This is a genomic window from Rhodobacter maritimus (assembly GCF_058747975.1).
Genome location: NZ_CM179095.1, coordinates 2,799,064 through 2,816,422 on the forward strand (window position 1 = coordinate 2,799,064; position 17,359 = coordinate 2,816,422).

Annotated in this window: 16 protein-coding genes, 1 tRNA gene and 1 riboswitch; of the genes, 8 read left to right on the forward strand and 9 right to left on the reverse strand. The window is 66.9% G+C overall.

Annotation, left to right across the window (positions count from 1 at the left end; translation table 11 throughout):
• Positions 1-89: 89 nt before the first annotated feature.
• Positions 90-287, forward strand: a riboswitch (cobalamin riboswitch).
• 130 nt (positions 288-417) lie between these two features.
• The 5 genes from AC4PTO_RS14225 to AC4PTO_RS14245 are packed head-to-tail and all read left to right on the forward strand — an operon-like array spanning position 418 to position 5,522.
• Positions 418-2,298, forward strand: coding sequence for a TonB-dependent receptor plug domain-containing protein (locus AC4PTO_RS14225; protein WP_492729545.1), 1,881 nt, complete (start codon positions 418-420; stop codon positions 2,296-2,298).
• Positions 2,292-3,131, forward strand: a complete 840-nt coding sequence (locus tag AC4PTO_RS14230) for an ABC transporter substrate-binding protein (protein WP_492729546.1) — start codon at positions 2,292-2,294, stop codon at positions 3,129-3,131. Before AC4PTO_RS14225 ends, AC4PTO_RS14230 begins: the two co-directional genes overlap by 7 nt.
• Positions 3,131-4,126, forward strand: a complete 996-nt coding sequence (locus AC4PTO_RS14235) for a FecCD family ABC transporter permease (RefSeq protein ID WP_492729548.1) — start codon at positions 3,131-3,133, stop codon at positions 4,124-4,126. Before AC4PTO_RS14230 ends, AC4PTO_RS14235 begins: the two co-directional genes overlap by 1 nt.
• Positions 4,123-4,875 carry an ABC transporter ATP-binding protein gene (locus tag AC4PTO_RS14240; RefSeq protein WP_492729549.1) on the forward strand — a complete coding sequence of 251 codons (753 nt, stop codon included), beginning with the start codon at positions 4,123-4,125 and terminating at the stop codon, positions 4,873-4,875. The genes AC4PTO_RS14235 and AC4PTO_RS14240 overlap by 4 nt, the downstream gene beginning before the upstream one ends.
• The gene (locus tag AC4PTO_RS14245) at positions 4,872-5,522 is read left to right on the forward strand and encodes an adenosylcobinamide amidohydrolase (RefSeq protein WP_492729550.1); all 651 of its coding nucleotides are present in this window, start codon (positions 4,872-4,874) and stop codon (positions 5,520-5,522) included. Before AC4PTO_RS14240 ends, AC4PTO_RS14245 begins: the two co-directional genes overlap by 4 nt.
• Positions 5,523-5,746: 224 nt before the next feature.
• On the opposite strand, the gene AC4PTO_RS14250 is transcribed toward AC4PTO_RS14245, so the two are convergent.
• From AC4PTO_RS14250 to AC4PTO_RS14290, 9 genes are all read right to left on the reverse strand, one after another.
• Positions 5,747-6,925, reverse strand: a complete 1,179-nt coding sequence (locus AC4PTO_RS14250) for an acetate/propionate family kinase (protein WP_492729552.1) — start codon at positions 6,923-6,925, stop codon at positions 5,747-5,749.
• Positions 6,922-8,319 (reverse strand): bifunctional enoyl-CoA hydratase/phosphate acetyltransferase, encoded by a 1,398-nt coding sequence (locus AC4PTO_RS14255; RefSeq protein WP_492729553.1) that lies wholly within the window; start codon positions 8,317-8,319, stop codon positions 6,922-6,924. Before AC4PTO_RS14255 ends, AC4PTO_RS14250 begins: the two co-directional genes overlap by 4 nt.
• 115 nt (positions 8,320-8,434) lie before the next feature.
• Positions 8,435-9,160: a GNAT family N-acetyltransferase gene (locus AC4PTO_RS14260; protein WP_492729554.1), complete on the reverse strand. Its 726-nt coding sequence runs from the start codon at positions 9,158-9,160 to the stop codon at positions 8,435-8,437.
• On the reverse strand, positions 9,157-10,287 hold the full coding sequence (gene menC / locus AC4PTO_RS14265; RefSeq protein WP_492729556.1) for an o-succinylbenzoate synthase: 1,131 nt from the start codon (positions 10,285-10,287) through the stop codon (positions 9,157-9,159). The genes AC4PTO_RS14260 and menC overlap by 4 nt, the downstream gene beginning before the upstream one ends.
• A gap of 21 nt (positions 10,288-10,308) precedes the next feature.
• Entirely contained in the window at positions 10,309-11,070 is a 762-nt protein-coding gene (locus tag AC4PTO_RS14270; RefSeq protein WP_492729558.1) for an ABC transporter ATP-binding protein, read from the reverse strand.
• Complete coding sequence (locus AC4PTO_RS14275) at positions 11,067-11,774, reverse strand: ABC transporter permease (RefSeq protein ID WP_492729560.1); 708 nt, start codon at positions 11,772-11,774, stop codon at positions 11,067-11,069. The genes AC4PTO_RS14270 and AC4PTO_RS14275 overlap by 4 nt, the downstream gene beginning before the upstream one ends.
• Positions 11,771-12,484: an ABC transporter permease gene (locus AC4PTO_RS14280; protein ID WP_492729561.1), complete on the reverse strand. Its 714-nt coding sequence runs from the start codon at positions 12,482-12,484 to the stop codon at positions 11,771-11,773. Before AC4PTO_RS14280 ends, AC4PTO_RS14275 begins: the two co-directional genes overlap by 4 nt.
• 30 nt (positions 12,485-12,514) lie before the next feature.
• Positions 12,515-13,288 (reverse strand): ABC transporter substrate-binding protein, encoded by a 774-nt coding sequence (locus tag AC4PTO_RS14285; RefSeq protein WP_492729563.1) that lies wholly within the window; start codon positions 13,286-13,288, stop codon positions 12,515-12,517.
• Between the two features lie 37 nt (positions 13,289-13,325).
• On the reverse strand, positions 13,326-14,204 hold the full coding sequence (locus AC4PTO_RS14290; protein WP_492729564.1) for a MurR/RpiR family transcriptional regulator: 879 nt from the start codon (positions 14,202-14,204) through the stop codon (positions 13,326-13,328).
• A gap of 145 nt (positions 14,205-14,349) precedes the next feature.
• Between AC4PTO_RS14290 and AC4PTO_RS14295 the strand changes: the two genes are divergently transcribed.
• The 3 genes from AC4PTO_RS14295 to AC4PTO_RS14305 all read left to right on the forward strand — a co-directional run bounded on the left by AC4PTO_RS14295 (position 14,350) and on the right by AC4PTO_RS14305 (position 17,355).
• Complete coding sequence (locus AC4PTO_RS14295; protein WP_492729566.1) at positions 14,350-15,768, forward strand: dihydrolipoyl dehydrogenase; 1,419 nt, start codon at positions 14,350-14,352, stop codon at positions 15,766-15,768.
• Positions 15,769-15,867: 99 nt separating this feature from the next.
• On the forward strand, positions 15,868-17,064 hold the full coding sequence (locus AC4PTO_RS14300) for an MFS transporter (RefSeq protein ID WP_492729568.1): 1,197 nt from the start codon (positions 15,868-15,870) through the stop codon (positions 17,062-17,064).
• A 217-nt stretch (positions 17,065-17,281) separates the two neighbouring features.
• A tRNA-Cys gene (locus AC4PTO_RS14305) sits at positions 17,282-17,355 on the forward strand.
• Positions 17,356-17,359 lie beyond the last annotated feature (4 nt).

The following is a 17,359-nucleotide window of genomic DNA, read 5'->3' on the forward strand; positions in this document are numbered from 1 at the left end:
CGCTGATGCGCCACCTTTCCGGGGGCCATATGGGCCCCTGGGATGATGGCCGCACCCGGAGTCTCTTGACAGCGGCGTGGCGCTTCTCCATTCACTGAACCTGCTTCGGTTCCGGCGCCCATCGCCGGTTCAAGAGGGAATGCGGTGCGCCCGACGGGCAATGCCGCGGCTGCCCCCGCAACTGTAAGCGGCGAGCGACGGTGGAAATGCCACTGGGGAGTTCCCCGGGAAGGCCACCCAAGCGACGACCCGCAAGCCAGGAGACCTGCCGGAGCGATCACCCATGTCCTGCGCGGGGTGCGCATGGGCAGCGGCCTTCCGCAGTGGTGACAGTCACCGTCTGTGGTGGGCTGTTGTCGGGCCTTTTCCACGGATGAACCTGTTGGCGGGCATGTCCCGTGTTGGAAAGGCTTGGAAATGAACCGGTCCCATCTTTCACTCATTGCAGTCATGGCGGTCATCGCACCGCAAACCGGCGCGGCGCAGGACGCCTTCGCGCTTGATCCCATCGTGGTTTCGGGCGGGCTGTCGCCGATCGCGGCCGATGCCTATGGGCGCGCCTACAGCGTGCTGACGGGCGACCAGATCGCGGCGCGCGGGCTGAGCACCGTGCAGGACGCCCTGCGTGCCATGCCCGGCGTGTCGGTCACCTCGACCGGCACAAATGCGACCGCCGTGCGCATTCGCGGCGCCGAGGCCAATCATACGCTGATCCTGATCGACGGGGTCGAGGCCCGTGGCGGCGGGGCAGACTACAACCTGTCACTGCTCGAAGCCGCCAATATCGAACGGATCGAGGTTCTGCGCGGCCCGCAATCGGTGTTCTACGGCTCGGCCGCCTCGGCGGGCGTCATCAACATCATCACCCGCAAGGGCGACGGCGGGCTGCATTATGGCGGCATGGTCGAGGCGGGCAGCGGCCATGCGATCCAGGGCTATGTCACCTGGCGCGGCGATCGCGGCGGGATCGCCCTGAACGTCGCCGAGCGCGATGACGAGGGCTATGACTATTCCGGCGATGGCGGAGAGAAGGACGGCACCAAGCGGCGCAGCCTTCAACTTTCGGGCGACTGGCGCGCAACGGACACCGTGAAACTCGGCTTCAACCTGCGTCGTTCGGACGAGGATTACGATTTCGACGGCAACAGCTACACCGCGACCTCGGCCGATGAATATGTCATCGACATGAGCACTGAAACCAGCAGCACAAGGGAAGTCGCTGGCCAGATCTGGACCGAGATCGAAACCTTCGGCGGACGCGTGATGCACCGGCTGAGCTACGATTCCGTCGAATATGATCAAAGCTTCGATCAGGCTATCGGGCCTTATGAACTGAACGGCAAGACGGCAGCGTGGAAATACCGCATGGGCGTTTCGCTGGACGGCCAGCCCGTCGCCAGCGCCAACCATCTGCTGAACGTGCTGGTCGAGCGGCAGAAGGAATACGATTCCAACAGCTATTCGGCCGAACGCAGCCGCCGGACCAATTCCTACGCGCTGGAATATCGCGGGCATCTGGACATGGGGCTGGATATTCAGGCAGGCCTGCGGCACGACAATATCGACGCGGGCGCGGATTTCACCGGCTGGAACCTGGGCCTGTCCTATGAGCTGCCCAACCTGCCGGTGCGGCTGCATGCCTCGGCCGGGCGCGCGCAGGTCTTCCCGACCTTCATCGAGCTTTATGGCTTTCCGGGTTATTCCGTGGCCAATCTTGGCCTTGGACCGGAAACCAACGAAGGCTTCGACATCGGTTTCGAGACCGAGCTTCTGGGCGGGCGCGGCGTGATCGACGTGACCTATTTCAACGAACGCATCGCCGATTTGATCGCCAGCGGCAGCTGCGGCCCCGATTTTTGCAGCGTCAACGTGCCCGGCAAAAGCCGCCGCGAGGGGGTAGAGATCGCGGGGCGGCTGCAGGCGACCGACCGGCTCGGCTTCGGGCTGAGCTATACCTATCTCGATATCGAGGTGGCCGACCCCACCATGACCGTGCGCCGCCCGCGCCACGAGCTGGGCCTGACCGCCGATCTCGAAACCTTCGGCGGGCGGGGCAACGTCACCGCCAGCCTGCGCCACGTTGCGGGACTGAAGGATCGGGAATCGTGGAGCTTCCCGGCGACGGTTACCGAGATGCCCGCGTTCACCACGGTCGACCTCGCGGCAAGCTACGACCTGACCGACAGCATCGCGCTGACCGGCCGCGTGGTGAACCTGTTCGACAAGGACTATTCCGAGGCCTGGGGCTATCCCGCGCGCGGCCGCACCGCCTATGTGGGCCTCAGCGCGAAATGGTGATCCGGGCGCTCATATGCGCCTTGCTGGCGGGGCTTGCCCCCGCCCTTCCCGCCGCGGCCGGTGACGCGCCGCGGCGTGTGGTGTCGATGAACCTGTGCACCGACCAGCTTGCGATGATGCTTGCCGAACCCGGCCAGCTGATTTCCGTCTCAAACCTTGCGCGCGATCCGGTATCGTCGGCCATGGTCGATGAGGCCGGGGCCTATCCCGAAAACCACGGCGCCGCAGAAGAGGTCTTTCTGCTGAAGCCCGATCTGGTGCTGGCGGGCAGCTACACCAACCAGGCCGCGACCGCGCTCTTGCGCCGCCTTGGCGTGCGGGTCGAGGTTCTGGACCCCGCGACCAGCATGGAAGACGTGCATGCCGGCATCCTTGCTGTTGGCCGTGCCCTTGGCCAAGAGGATGCCGCGACGGACATGGCCGCGCGCTTCGAGGCCGATCTTGCCGCGCTGCGTGCCGCGCCGGCCTCGGGGTTGCGCGCGGCGCTTTACTACGCGAACGGCTACAGCCTGGGCGACCAGACCCTGGCGGGCCAGATCCTGGCCAGCGCCGGCTTTGCCAATGTCACGGCCGAGGCGGGGTTGTCCTCGGGCGGGTTCCTGCCGCTGGAGGTTCTGATCGTGTCGAACCCCGATCTGGTGATTCAGGGCGACCGCTATCCCGGCGCCGCGCGCGCCGAAGAGCTGCTGGATCATCCCGCCCTGTCGGCGCTTGGCCCGCAACTGCCGCGCGGCGCCCTGGCCGATCGTGACTGGATCTGCGGCACGCCCCATGTGCTTCGGGCCGCGGCCGACCTGCGCGCCGCGCAGGCCACCCTGCACGGGGGGCATTGATGCGGCTTCCCTATCCCGCCCTGATCGCATTGCTGACGGCGCTGGTCGCGCTCATGTTCGCGGCCTCGCTGCTGATCGGCCCGGCCGCGATCGGCCTGTCCGACAGCCTCGGCGCGCTTTTCCGCGGCGAGGGAGAGGCCGTCACGCTGGTGATGCGCGAGGTGCGCCTGCCCCGCGCGATCCTCGGGCTGTTCGTGGGCGGCGCGCTTGGCCTGTCGGGGGCGATGATGCAGGGCATGCTGCGCAACCCGCTGGCCGAACCGGGGCTGATCGGCACCTCGGCTTCGGCCGCGCTCGGGGCGGTGATCGCAATCCAGACCGGGCTTGCCGCGGCCTTCACGCTGGCCTTGCCGCTGGCTGCCCTGGCCGGTGCGATGGTCTCGGTCGCGCTGATCCTTGCGCTTGCCGGGCCGCGCGGCACCACGCTGGTGCTGATCCTTGCCGGGATCGGGATTTCCGCAATGGCGGGGGCGCTGACCTCGCTTGTGCTGAACCTCTCGCCCAATCCCTTCGCCGCAAGCGAGATCATGTTCTGGATCATGGGCTCGCTTGCCGATCGTTCCATGGTGCATGTCACGCTTGCGCTGCCTTTCATGGTGCTGGGCATCGCGCTTGCGCTGCCCGTCGCGCGCGGGCTGGACGCGCTGACATTGGGCGAGGATGCGGCGGCTTCGATGGGCGTGCGGGTGGGGCGGCTGCGGGTCCTGCTGGTGGTATCGGCGGCGGCGCTTGTCGGGGCGGCGACGGCCGTTGCGGGGGCCATCGGCTTCGTCGGCCTTGTCGTGCCGCATCTGCTGCGCCGCGCGGTGGGCGCACGCCCCGCCCTTCTGCTGCCGGCCTCGGCGCTTGGCGGCTCGGCGATGGTTCTGGCCGCCGATATCGCCGTGCGACTGATCGCGCCGGACCGCGACCTCAAGCTGGGCGTGCTGACCGCGCTGGTCGGGGCGCCCTTCTTCCTGCACCTGATCCTGCGCAGCCGGAAGGAGGTGCTATGAACCTTCTGGAAACCCGCGACCTGGGCGTCTCGCGCGGTCCCTGCCCGGTCCTGCATGGTATCACGCTGCGCGTCGCACCGGGCGAATTCGTGGGACTGCTTGGCCCCAATGGCGCGGGCAAGACCACATTCCTGCGCGCGGCGCTCGGCCTGATCGCATCCAGCGGCCAGTCCTCGCTTGCCAGCCTGCCGCAGGGCGAACGCGCGCGCGCCGCGTCGTTTCTTCCACAGGGGCGCGAGATCGCCTGGCCGATGCCGGTCGAGGCGGTCGTCGCACTTGGCCGCACCGCCCACCCTTCGGCCACCCGCGCCACCGACCGCGCCGCGGTCGAACGCGCGCTTGCCCGGATGGGGCTTGAGGGGCTGCGCCACCGCTCCGCCACCGAGCTTTCGGGCGGCGAGCAGGCCCGCACCCTGATCGCCCGCGCCCTGGCGCAGGAAGCCCCGCTTCTTCTGGCCGACGAACCGACCGCCGGGCTGGACCCGGCCGCACAGATCGCGGTGATGGAAACCTTCGCGGATCTGGCCGCGGCGGGCGGCGCGGTCATCGCCTCGTTGCACGACCTTGGCCTTGCGGCGCGCCATTGCACGCGGCTGATCCTGCTGCACCGGGGCACGCTTGCCGCCGACGGTCCCCCGCGCGCGGTCCTGACGCCCGACAACCTTGCGCGGGTCTTCGGCATCCGCGCGCGGCTGGAAGACACCTCCGACGGGCTGGTCTTTCAACCCCTGGGGCGCATCGCGCCGTGAAGATCCGCTGCGCCCGCCCCTGGCTGGAGGCCGATCTTGGCGCCCTGCACCGCGTGATCAGCTGGGCCGTGCATCGCCCCGGTCTGGTCCATGCCCGCCATATCCTGTGGCGCGAGGTGCGCAATGCCGACCTGACGCCCGAACTGGAGGTGACCGGCTGGCTTCGGTCCGAGCTGGATGCGCGCGATGCCACCGATGCGGTCTGCCTGCTGACCTCGCGCGATATCCGCGCCCATCACCACGCCACGGCCAGCGAGGCCGGGCTGCGGGTCGAGGCGCTTGCCACGACCGGATTGTCGAATGCCGAGGCCGTGGGCGCGCGGGTCGACCGGCGCGGGCATGACTGGGGCACGATCAACATCGCCGTGCAGGTCCACGCGGCGCTGAGCGAACCCGCCCTTCTGGAAGCGCTGAGCATCGCGGCCGAGGCCCGCACCGCCGCGGTGATGGATGCGGGCTTCGACCTGCCCACCGGCCGCGCCACCGGCACCGGAACCGATTGCATCGCGCTTGCCGCCCGGATCTCGGGCGAGGCGCTTCCTCATGCGGGGCTGCACACCGATCTGGGGGCCGCACTTGGCCGCGCGGTGCGCGACGCGGTGGCGGCGGGCGCGCAGGAATGGATGGCGACGGTGCGGCGGCGCTAAAGCTCGATCGAAAGCCGCTTGATCATCCGGTCACGCTTGCGCAGGGCTTCGCGCGTGCGGCGCGGCGGACGCGGAACCTCCGGTCAACACTTCGCTTTGCAGCACAGCTTCACCACTGTCGCAAGCGCGCGTCCCTTATCCGGGTCATCGGGCCGACCGGCAGGTCGGGCCTATAGAAACCACCTCTTGCGCCGATAATAATAGATTAAAAACAACACGATATGTCAGGAAGCGCCGCCGCGCGACAGCATCGCATTGGCCGCGCGTGCAATTACCAGATCCTCTTGCGTCGGGATCACAAGAACCCGGACCCGCGAATGGCGGGTGCTGATCTCAAAGGCGTTTTCGGCGTTTCGCCCCTCGTCCAACTCGATCCCGATCCAGTCGAGATTGACGCAGACCCGGCGCCGGACAAGGCGCGAGTTCTCTCCGATCCCGCCGCAGAAGACCAGCGCGTCCAGCCCGCCCAGCGCCGCGGCAAGGCCGCCCAGCTCGCGCCGGATGCGGAACACGAAATACTCGATCGCATCGCGGGCGGACTGGCGGTCCGAGGCCTCCAGCTCGCGCATGTCATTGGTCAGCCCCGACATGCCCAGAAGGCCCGAGCGCCGGTAAAGCAGATCGGCGATCTCATCGCCGCTCATACCCTCTTGCTGCAACAGATAGAGCAGCACCCCCGGATCGATCTGCCCCGAGCGCGTGCCCATCGGCAACCCGTCCAATGCCGAAAACCCCATGGTCGAGGCGATGGAACGCCCGTTCAGCAGGCCGCACATCGAGGCGCCGTTGCCCAGATGCGCGACCACCACCCGCCCGGCATGCAAAAGCGGCGCGACACGGGCCAGCTCGCCCGAGATGTATTCGTAGCTCAGCCCGTGAAAGCCATAGCGCCGCACGCCCTTGTCGTAATAGGCGCGCGGCAGGGCGAAGGTGTCGTTCACGAAGGGGTGGTTGCGGTGGAATGCCGTGTCGAAACAGGCCATTTGCATTGCGTCCGGAAAGGCCGCCATCGCGGCGCGCACCCCCGCCAGGTTATGGGGCTGGTGCAGGGGCGCAAAGGGCGACAGGCTTTCAAGCCGCGCGATCACCTCGGGGGTGATCCCGGTCGGGCGGTCGTAGAACAGCCCGCCATGCACGATGCGATGGCCCACCGCGTCAATCCGGACATGGCCAAGGCGCGCGCCAAGCTCTGACAGGATCGCGGCCATCGCGCCCGCATGATCGTGCAACCCCTCGGGCGGCAGCGCGGCCCTTTCGGCCGCCCCTTCCCCGGCCGCGATCGTCAGGCACGCATGGGCGCTGCCGATCCGCTCGGCATTGCCCGAGACAAGGCAGGTGTCATCCTCGAAAACCGCGAACTTGATCGTGGACGAGCCCGCGTTCACCGTCAGGACATGGCTCATGCGGTGCGTCCCGGCGTGGCGATGCAGCGCTGGAAATGGATCGCCGCCACCGCGCAGGAGGCCAGCCGCGCCATCGAACTGTCCGAGCGCGAATTCAGGATCACCGGCACGCGCGCCCCAAGCATCAGGCCCGCCGCCTCGGCATGGCTGATATAGCTGAGCTGCTTGGCCAGCATGTTGCCCGCATCAAGGTTCGGCACGACAAGGATCTCGGCCTGGCCCGCCACCTCGGAGCGCAGCCCCTTGGTGCGCGCCGCGGCCAGATCGACGGCATTGTCCATCGCCAGCGGCCCGTCGACCAGCCCGCCCTTGATCTGGCCCCTCTCGGCCATCTTCGACAAGAGCGCCGCATCGATCGAGGACTGGATCGCGGGATTGACGGTTTCCACCGCCGACAGCACGCCGACCTTCGGCACCTCGATCCCGAGCGAGATCGCAAGGTCGATGGCGTTCTGCACGATATCGACCTTGGCCTCGAGGTCGGGGGCGATGTTGATCGCCGCGTCCGAGATCAGGATCGGGTGGGTGACGCCGGGCACATCCATCACGAAGATATGGGTGAAACGGCGCCCGACACGCAGGCCGGTGTCGCGGTCCAGCATGGCGCGCAGCAGATCGTCGGTATGCAGATGCCCCTTCATCACCGCACCCGCCCGCCCCTCATGCACGAGGGCGCAGGCGATCCGCGCGGCCTCGAACCCGGATTGCGCGGGGATCACCTCAAGGCCCGACAGATCGGCGCCAAGCTTTTCGGCCGTGGCCGAGATCCGCCCCGGCTCTCCGATCAGGATCGGCGTGATCAGGCTTTCGCGCGCTGCCAGAAGCGCGCCGCCAAGCGAGTTCTCCTCTTCCGGGCAGACCACGGCGGTCGCAAGTTCCGGCAGCGGCCGCGCGCGGTCGAGGATATCCTCGAAATGGCGGTGGCGCTGCACCACGAGGCCGGGCAGGTTCGCATCGTCGAAAGACAGCCGCCGGGGGGGCGCGATCACCTGCGCCTCGCCGGTGACGATCAGGGCGTCATCCGAAATGCGCCGCACCTCGGTTGCAAAGGTCACAAGGCCGTCTGTTTCCTTGGACAGGACGCGCACGCGAACCACCAGCTCTTCGTTGGCATGGGCGCGTTCGAAGAAGGTGAAGCTCTGCTTGCGGTAAAGCGTGCCGGGGCCGGGCAGCTGCATTCCCAGAACCGTTGCGATCAGCGCCCCCACGAACATGCCGGGCGCAATTTCGTCGGGTTTGCCGTCGCCGTTGCCGTCGACCCGCGGCAGGTGCATCGGATTGTGATTACCCGACGCCGCCGCGAAGACATAAAGGTCATCCGCCGTGATCAGGCGACGCATCTCGGCGCTGTCGCCGGGCTGCAATTCGTCGAAGGTGCGGTTCTTCAGGATCACTTGGTCCCCGATTCTGATGCAGTTACAACCGTTCGCCCCCCCTCCCGCAGCCTAGGTAAGCGTCCTTTCCCTTGACGTAAAGGTCCGTGAGGCGGACGCGACGCCGCAGGTGGCCTCAGCCCTGGGCGGGCGCCAGCAGATAGGCCGGGTCCGCGCTGTCGAAGCCCGCCACGCGCAGCCCCCCGGCAAAGGCCGCCTGCATCCGGTCGCGCAGGTGCAGGCGCGCCTCCAGCGCCGCCTTCGGGTCCGCCCCGATCAGCCCGTCATAGTCGCGCGGGATGGCGATGCGCTGCGCGTCGGGTATCGGGGGCGGCGCCCCGCCTTCGGCGCGCGCCAACACGCCGGGGCTTTGCAGATGCCATTCCGCCAGCAGCCGGTCCGAGGGCAGGCCCGCGTTGATCCCCTCCATCTGGCCATAATAATCGACCAGATAGGTATCCGCCACGGCCCCCAGCCGGCCGATATTCAGCCCGGCATTGATCGCGCGCATCGGATCGTAGGTCCAGCGCACAAGGGTGATGCCGCGCGCAAGGCACCAGTCACGCTGATACCATTTCAGCCGCGCGCCAAGGCCAAGGCCCCGCGCCTCGGGGTGCACGGCAAGGCGGTGCGAATGCTGCACCCCCGCACTGGCCGAGGGAAAGCCGAACAGGAAGGCCAGCAGCCGCCCGCTGCGGAACGCGCCCGCGACAAGGCCGCCCTCGTGCTGGATGGCAAGCATGATGTCGGAATTGTCGGGCTTGTCCCCTTCGCCCCAGACCTCGGTCTGCAACTGCTCGGCCTGTTTCAGCTCGGACAGACCCTCCAGGTCGCGGATCACCAGTGCATCGGCGGCGTTCATGCCCGGATCTCCTCGGTGCGCCGGGTGACGCTGTCCAGAAACGCGCGGTCAAGCGTGACACCGATGCCGGGCCCGTTGGCCGGAACCGGCATCAGCCCGTCGGACGCCTCCAGCGGTTCGTTGATGATGTCGCGCCGGAAATACCGGCTGGCCGACGAGGTATCGCCCGGCTTGGAGAAATTGCGCAGCGTGGCCAGATGGATGTTATGCGCCCGCCCGATGCCGCTTTCCAGCATCCCGCCGCACCAGACCGGGGCGCCGAAGGCTTCGGACACGTCATGGATGGCGCGGGCCGCGGCATAGCCCCCCACGCGGCCCACCTTGATGTTGATCACCCGCGCCGCGCCCGCCACCAGCGCCTTGCGCGCATCCACGGCCGAGCGGATGCTTTCGTCAAGGCAGATCGCCGTGCGCAGCGCGCGCTGCACGATCGCATGGTCATGGATGTCGTCGAAGGCCAGCGGCTGCTCGATATAGTCCAACGCGAAATCGTCCATCGCCTGCAACACGGGCAGATCGACCAGCCCGTAATCCGTGTTGGCATCCACCGTCAGCCTGATGTCGGGAAACGCCTTGCGGACCGCCTCCAGCAGGTGCAGGTCATGCCCCTGCCGGATCTTGAGCTTGGTGCGCCGATAGCCCGCCGCCTGCGCCTCGGCCACGCGCTCGATCGTGCGCTCGATCGGGGTGATGCCAAGGCTCACCCCCACCTCGACCGCATCGCGCACCCCGCCAAGCGCGGATTTCAGCGGCAGGCCAAGTGCCTTCGACCACAGATCCCAGAAGGCCATCTCGACCACGGCCTTGCTCATCCGGTGGCCGCGCCACGGATCGAGGATGGCCAGCAGTTCGGACGGTGCGGCGAAACGCCGGCCCACGATCGCCGGCAGGACGATCTCTTGCAGGAAGGCCATCGCGCCGGCGATGGTCTCTTCCAGGTAGTCGGGCGTCAGGTCCATCACCGCCTCACCCACGCCCTCCAGCCCCTCGCCCTTCAGGATTAGCAGCGGGAACGTCTTGTCGGTCATCGTGCCGGTCGAGATCACGAAAGGGGTCAAAAGCGGCAGGTTCACGATACGCAGCTCGGCCGCCTCGATGCGGATGCCGGAAAAGGTTTCGGAGGTCATGATGGGGCTTTCTGTCTGGGATCAGCGGATCTTGGCGATGAAGCGGCGGAAGGCATCGCTTTGGGGGTTGGTGAACATCTCTTCGGGCGGGCCCTGCTCGGCGATGCGGCCCTCGTGCAGGAACACCACCTCGGTCGACACGTCGCGCGCGAACGACATCTCATGCGTCACGACGATCATGGTGCGGCCCTCTTCGGCCAGCGACTGCATGACCTTCAGCACCTCTCCCACCAGCTCGGGATCAAGCGCCGAGGTCGGCTCGTCGAACAGGATGGCATCGGGTTCCATCGCAAGCGCGCGCGCGATCGCCACGCGCTGCTGCTGGCCCCCCGACAGTTGCGAGGGATACATCTGCATCCGCTCGGCAAGGCCGACGCGGGCCAGAAGCGCCTCGGCCTTGTCGCGGGCTTCGGCCCTGGGCAGCTTTTTCACCTGCACCGGGCCTTCCATCACGTTTTCCAGGACGGTCCGGTGGGACCACAGGTTGAACTGCTGGAACACCATTCCCAGACGCTGGCGGACCTGTTCGATCTGGCGCGGGTTCTGCGGGCGGCCGTTCAGCACCCGGATCTCTTCGCCATGCACGGCCACGGTGCCCGAGCTGGGCGTTTCCAGAAAGTTCAGGCAGCGCAGGAAGGTGCTTTTCCCCGACCCCGAGGCGCCAAGGATCGAAATCACGTCGTGATTGCGCGCGGCAAGCGAAATGCCCTTGAGCACCTCGATCGAGCCGAAGGTCTTGCGGATGTCTTCTGCCTGCAGGATGATCTCGGCCTGATCGGTCATGGCTTCGCCCCTGTCGTGTGAATGGGAACATGTCTGCTCAGCCGCCGCTCGGCCAGCCGCCACAGCAGAACGAAAGCGGCCGTGATGCACAGATAGATCACCGCCGCCCAGAGATAGACGGAAAAGTCGAAGGTGCGCGAAAAGATCTGCCGCGTGCGGCCCATCAGGTCGAACACCGTCACCACCGAAGCAAGCGCCGAGGCCTTCATCAGCAAGATCACCTCATTGCCGATGGCGGGCCACGCGATGCGGTAGGCATGTGGAAAGACCACCCGGCGCAGCGTCAGAAGGCGCCCCATGCCCACGGCCTTCGCGGCCTCGATCTCGCCGCTGGCGACGCCCTGGATGCCGCCGCGCAGGATCTCGGTCTGATAGGCGGTGGAGTTGACGGCAAAGACCAGAAGCGCGCAGTTGAACGGATCGCGGAAAAAGTTCCACAGCCCCCATTCGGTCAGCAGGGGCCGGAACTGCCCCGAGCCGTAGAACACCAGAAACAACTGCGCCAGGATCGGGGTGCCGCGGATGAACGAGATGTAAAGCCGCAGCGGAAGCTGCGACAGGGTCGAGCCATGCACCCGCCAAAGCGCAAGCCAGGGCGAGACAAGCGCCGCGATCAGCGCGCCCAGCCCCGTCAGCTTGATCGTCATCAGCGTGCCGTCCAGCAGGCGCGGCCAGTATTCGGCAAAGATCTCGAAAGGGTTCATGCGCCCGCCCTCCGCACGCCGCGATTGGCCCGCCGCTCCATCCGCGCAAGGATGAATTCGGACACAAGGCACAATCCCCAATAGATCAGGCAGGCCACCAGATAGAAGGTGAAGGGTTGCTTGGTCACGCCCACGGCAACCTTGGTGGCGCGCATCAGATCATCCAGCGCGATGATCGACACAAGCGCCGTGTCCTTGAGCATGTTGATCCACAGGTTCCCCAGGCCGGGCAAGGCAAAGCGCCAGACCTGCGGCAGCTTGATGCGCCAGAAGATCTGCGACTTGCGCATGCCGACGGCCAGGCCTGCCTCGACCTGGCCCCGGTCCAGCGCGTTGAACGCGCCCCGGATGACCTCGGCCGCGAAGGCGCCGAACACCATGCCAAGCGCGATCACCCCCGCCGCGAAAGGGCTGAAATCGACCGGGGCCGCCTCGGGGCTGATCCGGCGCAGGGCCGAGTTGAGCAAGAGCCCCACCCCGTTATAGACGACGAACAGCGTCAGGATCTCGGGCAGGCCGCGCATCAGCGTGGTGTAGCCAAAGCCGACGAAGCGCAGCGCCGGGCGGTGCGACATCGCCGCGAAGGCGATCACGAAACCGATCAGCAGGCCAAGCGGCAGCGTGCTCAGCGCAAGCTGGACGGTGACCGCCAGCCCGCGCAGGATTTCATCCCCCCAGCCGGCATCGCCATATGTAAACAGGTCCGACATGGTCCGAGTCCTTCGCCGGGGGGCCAGTTCCTACTTCATCGTATAGACGTCGATGGCGAAATACTTGTCGTTGATCGCCTTGTAGGTGCCGTCGTCGCGGATTTCCTGCAACGCCTTGTTCAGACGCTCGCGCAGCTCGTCATCCTCTTGCCGAAGGGCAATGCCGACGCCTTCGCCCACGAATGCCGGATCGGTGATCGGCTCACCGGCCAGTTCGCAGCACGCGCCATCCTCGGATTTCGTGGTCCAGTCCAGCATCGGAAGCATGTCGCCCACCTGAAGGTCGATCCGCCCGCTGGCCATGTCGAGGTTCGCCTCGTCCTGGGTGGGGTAAAGGCGGATATCGGCATCGGGATAGGTCGCGGCGATGTAATCCGCCTGCGTGGTGCTGCCCTGCGCGCCGACGATCTTGCCGGCAAGCGCCTCGTTGGTGAATTCGGTGATGTCCGAGTCCTTGGGAACCACATGCGTCATGGCTGCCTTGTAATAGGGTTCGGTAAAGTCGACCTGCTTCTTGCGATCCTCGGTGATGAACATCGAGGCGATGATGAAATCATACTTGTTCGCCAGCAGGCCGGGAATGATCCCGTCCCAGTCCTGCGCGACCACGTCGCAATCGGCGCCGATGCGCTTGCACAGCTCCAGCCCGATATCGACATCGAACCCGGCCACGGTGCCGTCGGTCTCCATGTAGTTGAAGGGCGGGTAGGCCCCTTCCGTGCCAAGGCGCAGCGTTTCGGCCTGCGCGGCAGTGCCAAGCAGTCCGGCCAGCACAAGGCCGGCAAAGGCGGTGTTACGAATCATCGGTTTTCTCCTTGTTGGGTATGATTGTCGTTCTGGTTCATTTTGCCACCTGCGCCACCGGGTCGCCGACATGGCCGACAAAGGTGCCATACAGCCGGGCGATGCGGGTCAGGCGGTTCTCGGCGCCCTGACCAAGTTTCAGGAACACGTCATTGATCATCAGGTTTCCAAGGCTTGCCATGGGGGCGGTGGAATCCCAGAACTGGTTGGCCTGGGTCGGCACGGCGAAAACCTCGTCGGTGCAGGCCGGGGCCCAGGTGCAGAACTGATCGGTGACCAGCGTGACGGCGATCCCCTCGGCATGGGCCTGTTCCGCCAGAACCTTGGCCAGCCGCGAATAGCGCCGCGCCTCGAAGATCACCAGGCAGCCGCCCGCCTCCGAAGCCAGAAGCTCCGCAAAATTCCCGACCCCGAGGTCGAGCATCTGCACCCCGTCGCGCACATATTGCAGTTGCGCGCAGAAATATTGCGCCAGCCCGCGCTCGGTCTGAAACCCCGCCACGAACACGCGCGGCGCATCGGCAAGGCGGTCCACCACGCGCGCCCATTCGGGGCTTCGCGCCAGCTCATAAACCTGCACCAGGGCTGCGATCTCAAGCTCCAGCCCCTGCGCGATGGCATCGCTGCGCCGCGAGGACGAGGCCCGCATCTCGGCCAGGCGATCGCTGATCAGCCAGGGACGATCGCCGATATCTTCGCGCAGATGGTCCTTGAGGTCGCGGAAATTGGCGTATCCGATGGTGCGGCAGAACCGGCCGACCGTGGCCTCGCTGACCCCCACCTTGTCCGCAAGGCTGGCGGCGGTCTCGAAGGGCAGGTCGGCAAAGGCATGCGCCATGAACGTCGCCAGCGCCCGCTCGGACCGGGAACCGCCCTTGGCGGCCTTGGCGAGTCGGTGGCGCAGGGGTTGGGTCACGGGGCAGCTCCGGGGCGGTGAATTTTGCAAGTAAACCGTCAAAGCTATCCATGTGTCAAGAAACTTGCATCCTTCCCTGCCGATCTCGACAGGCCGGGCCGGATCGGGTCTGATAGCCTGTGGACCTGAACGAAAGGGGCAGGACATGACGGAAATCGCGGATGTCGTCATCATCGGCGGGGGAACGGCGGGCCTGACCGCCCTGGCCGAGGTGCAGAAAAAGACGCGCAACGTCCTTATGATCAATGATGGCAGTTGGGGAACGACCTGCGCATCGGTGGGCTGCATGCCCTCCAAGGCCCTGATCGAGGCCGCCAACGCCTTTCACCGCCGCCACGCCCTGCCGGCCTTCGGGATCAGCGGCACCGATGCGCTGCGCATCGAGATTCCCGCCGTGCTGGAAAGGGTGCGTCATCTGCGCGACGACTTCACCGCAGGCCCGCGAAAAACGCCCGAACGCCTGGGGGACCGCGCCATTTCCGGCCGCGCGCGCTTTCGTGGCCCCGACCGGGTCGAGGTGGGCGGGCGGCAGATCCGCGCCCGCGCGATCATCCTTGCACCGGGCAGCCGGCCCATCGTGCCCGCCCCCTGGCAGGCCTTCGGCGCGCGCATCCTGACAACCGACACGCTTTTCGATCAGACCGACCTGCCGCGCCGGATCGCGGTGATCGGGATGGGGGCGATCGGGGTCGAGATGGCGCAGGCGCTTGCGCGGCTGGGGCTGCGGGTAGCGGGTTTCGATGCGGCCGAAACCGTGGCCGGCATCTCGGATCCCGAGATCCGCGAGACGTTCTGCGCCCTCTTGCGCAACGAGATCGACCTGCACCTGCGCGCGGACGCCGAGCTGACCGAGGCCGGGGACGACGCGATTCTGGTGCGCGCCGGCGAGCAGAGCTTTACCGCCGATGCGGTGCTGGCCGCGATCGGCCGGCGCCCGAATATCGACGGGCTGGGCCTGGACACCCTTGGTGTGCCGCTGGACGACCGCGGCATGCCGAAGATCGACCCGCACACGCTGCGCATCGGCGATCTGCCGGTCTACCTTGTCGGGGATGCCAACGGGAACCGCGCGCTGTTGCACGAGGCCGCGGACGAGGGCCATATCGCCGGGCGCAACGCGGTGGCCGATACCCCCCGCGCGATGTGCCGCCGGACACCGATGGGCGTTGTCTTCTCCACGCCGCAGGTTGCGCGCATCGGCAAGGGCTTTGACCAGATCGCCCCGGACCGGCGCGCCGTGGGCACCGCCGATTTCGCCCGCCAGGCGCGGGCGCGCACCGCCGAAACCGCGGCCGGCCTGATGCATGTCTACGCCGACAATACAACCGGCGCGCTTCTGGGGGCCGAGATGTGCACCCCGGCCGCCGAGCACATGGCCCATCTTCTGGCGCTTGCCATCGAACGCGGCTTAAGCGTTGCGGACATGCTGGCGATGCCTTTCTACCACCCGGTCCTTGAAGAAGGCCTGCGCGGGGCGTTGCGCGACCTGGCGCGACAGGTGCCCGGCACCGGCGGCTCCGATCTGTCGGACTGCCCCGATACCGGACATGCCGCGCTTGGCTGAACCCGCCCGATCCCCCCTTGCACGCGCCCGCATCAAGAGCGACAACTTGCCACGCCCCCCTGTCCGAACCGGGGGCGTTCTCTAGGCATGAGGCACGGCATGAGCATCGCAGTCACCCCGCCACGCAGCAACACGACCTGGGTCGTGATCCTGGCGATCAGTCTGTGCCACATGCTCAATGACGTGATGCAATCGCTCCTGGCGGCGATCTATCCCCTGCTGCAAAGCGAATTCGCGCTAAGCTTCTGGCAGATCGGCATGATGACCTTTGCCTTTCAGGTCACCGCGTCGCTCTTGCAGCCCGTGGTGGGCATGGTCACCGACCACCGGCCTTTTCCGCATTCCTTGCCCGTGGGCATGGCCTCGACGCTGTGCGGGCTGGTGCTGCTGTCGCGGGCGGAAACCTATCCCCTGCTTCTGACCGGCGCGATGCTGATCGGGCTCGGCTCGGCCGTTTTCCACCCCGAGGCCTCGCGCGTGGCCCGGCTGGCCTCGGGCGGGCGGTTCGGAACGGCGCAATCGCTGTTCCAGGTGGGCGGCAATTTCGGCACGGCCATCGGGCCGCTGCTGGCGGCCTTCATCGTCGTGCCGCATGGCCGCGCCAGCATCGTGTGGTTCTCGGTCCTCGCCTTCTGCGGCATCGTGATCCTGCAACGGGTCGGCGCCTGGTATGGGCGCCACATGCGCGCGAATGGTGCGCGCGGCGGCGTTGCACGCGACCTGCCCCTGCCGCGCCGGCGGGTCATGCTGGCGATCACGGTGCTGGCCATGCTGGTCTTCACCAAGAACATCTACATCGCCAGCATCACGAGCTATTACACCTTCTTCCTGATCGAGAAGTTCCAGCTGACCACGCAGCAGTCCCAGCTGATGCTGTTCCTTTTCCTGGCGGCCGCGGCGGTGGGCGTCATCATGGGCGGCGTGGTCGGCGACCGTTTCGGCAGGCTGACCGTGATCTGGTTCTCGATCCTCGGGGTTCTGCCGTTCACGCTGCTGCTGCCCTATGCCAACCTGTTCTGGACCGCCATCCTGTCGGTGCTGATCGGGGGGATCCTGTCCTCGGCCTTCTCGGCCATCGTCGTCTTCGCGCAAGAGCTGGTGCCGGGCCGCGTGGGCATGATCTCGGGGGTCTTCTTCGGCTTTGCCTTCGGCATGGGGGGCATCGCGGCCGCCGTCCTGGGGGTTCTGGCCGACGCGCACGGGATCGAGGCCGTCTACCGGATGTGCTCTTTCCTACCGATCCTCGGCTTGCTGACGATCTTCCTGCCCCGCCAGCGCGAGATGCTTTGGGGTTAGGCCGGGCAGCAAGACCCGACACCGGGAAACGGGGGGCCTTTCACGGCACGCATAGCCGGCCGGGCGATGGTGATGCAAACCCTTCATTCGCAGGAAGAAACCCGCCCCGCAGGCGCCCTCGCCCCGGCGGATCGGCAACGCCCTTTCGCGCCGGGAAAGGAAAGCCCACTTGCAGCGGCGATTGCGATCGGCTAACAGACCGGAACCTCGAAGGAACGGCGGGTTGGCGGAGAGGTTACGCAGCGGATTGCAAATCCGTGAAGACCGGTTCGATTCCGGTACCCGCCTCCATTTC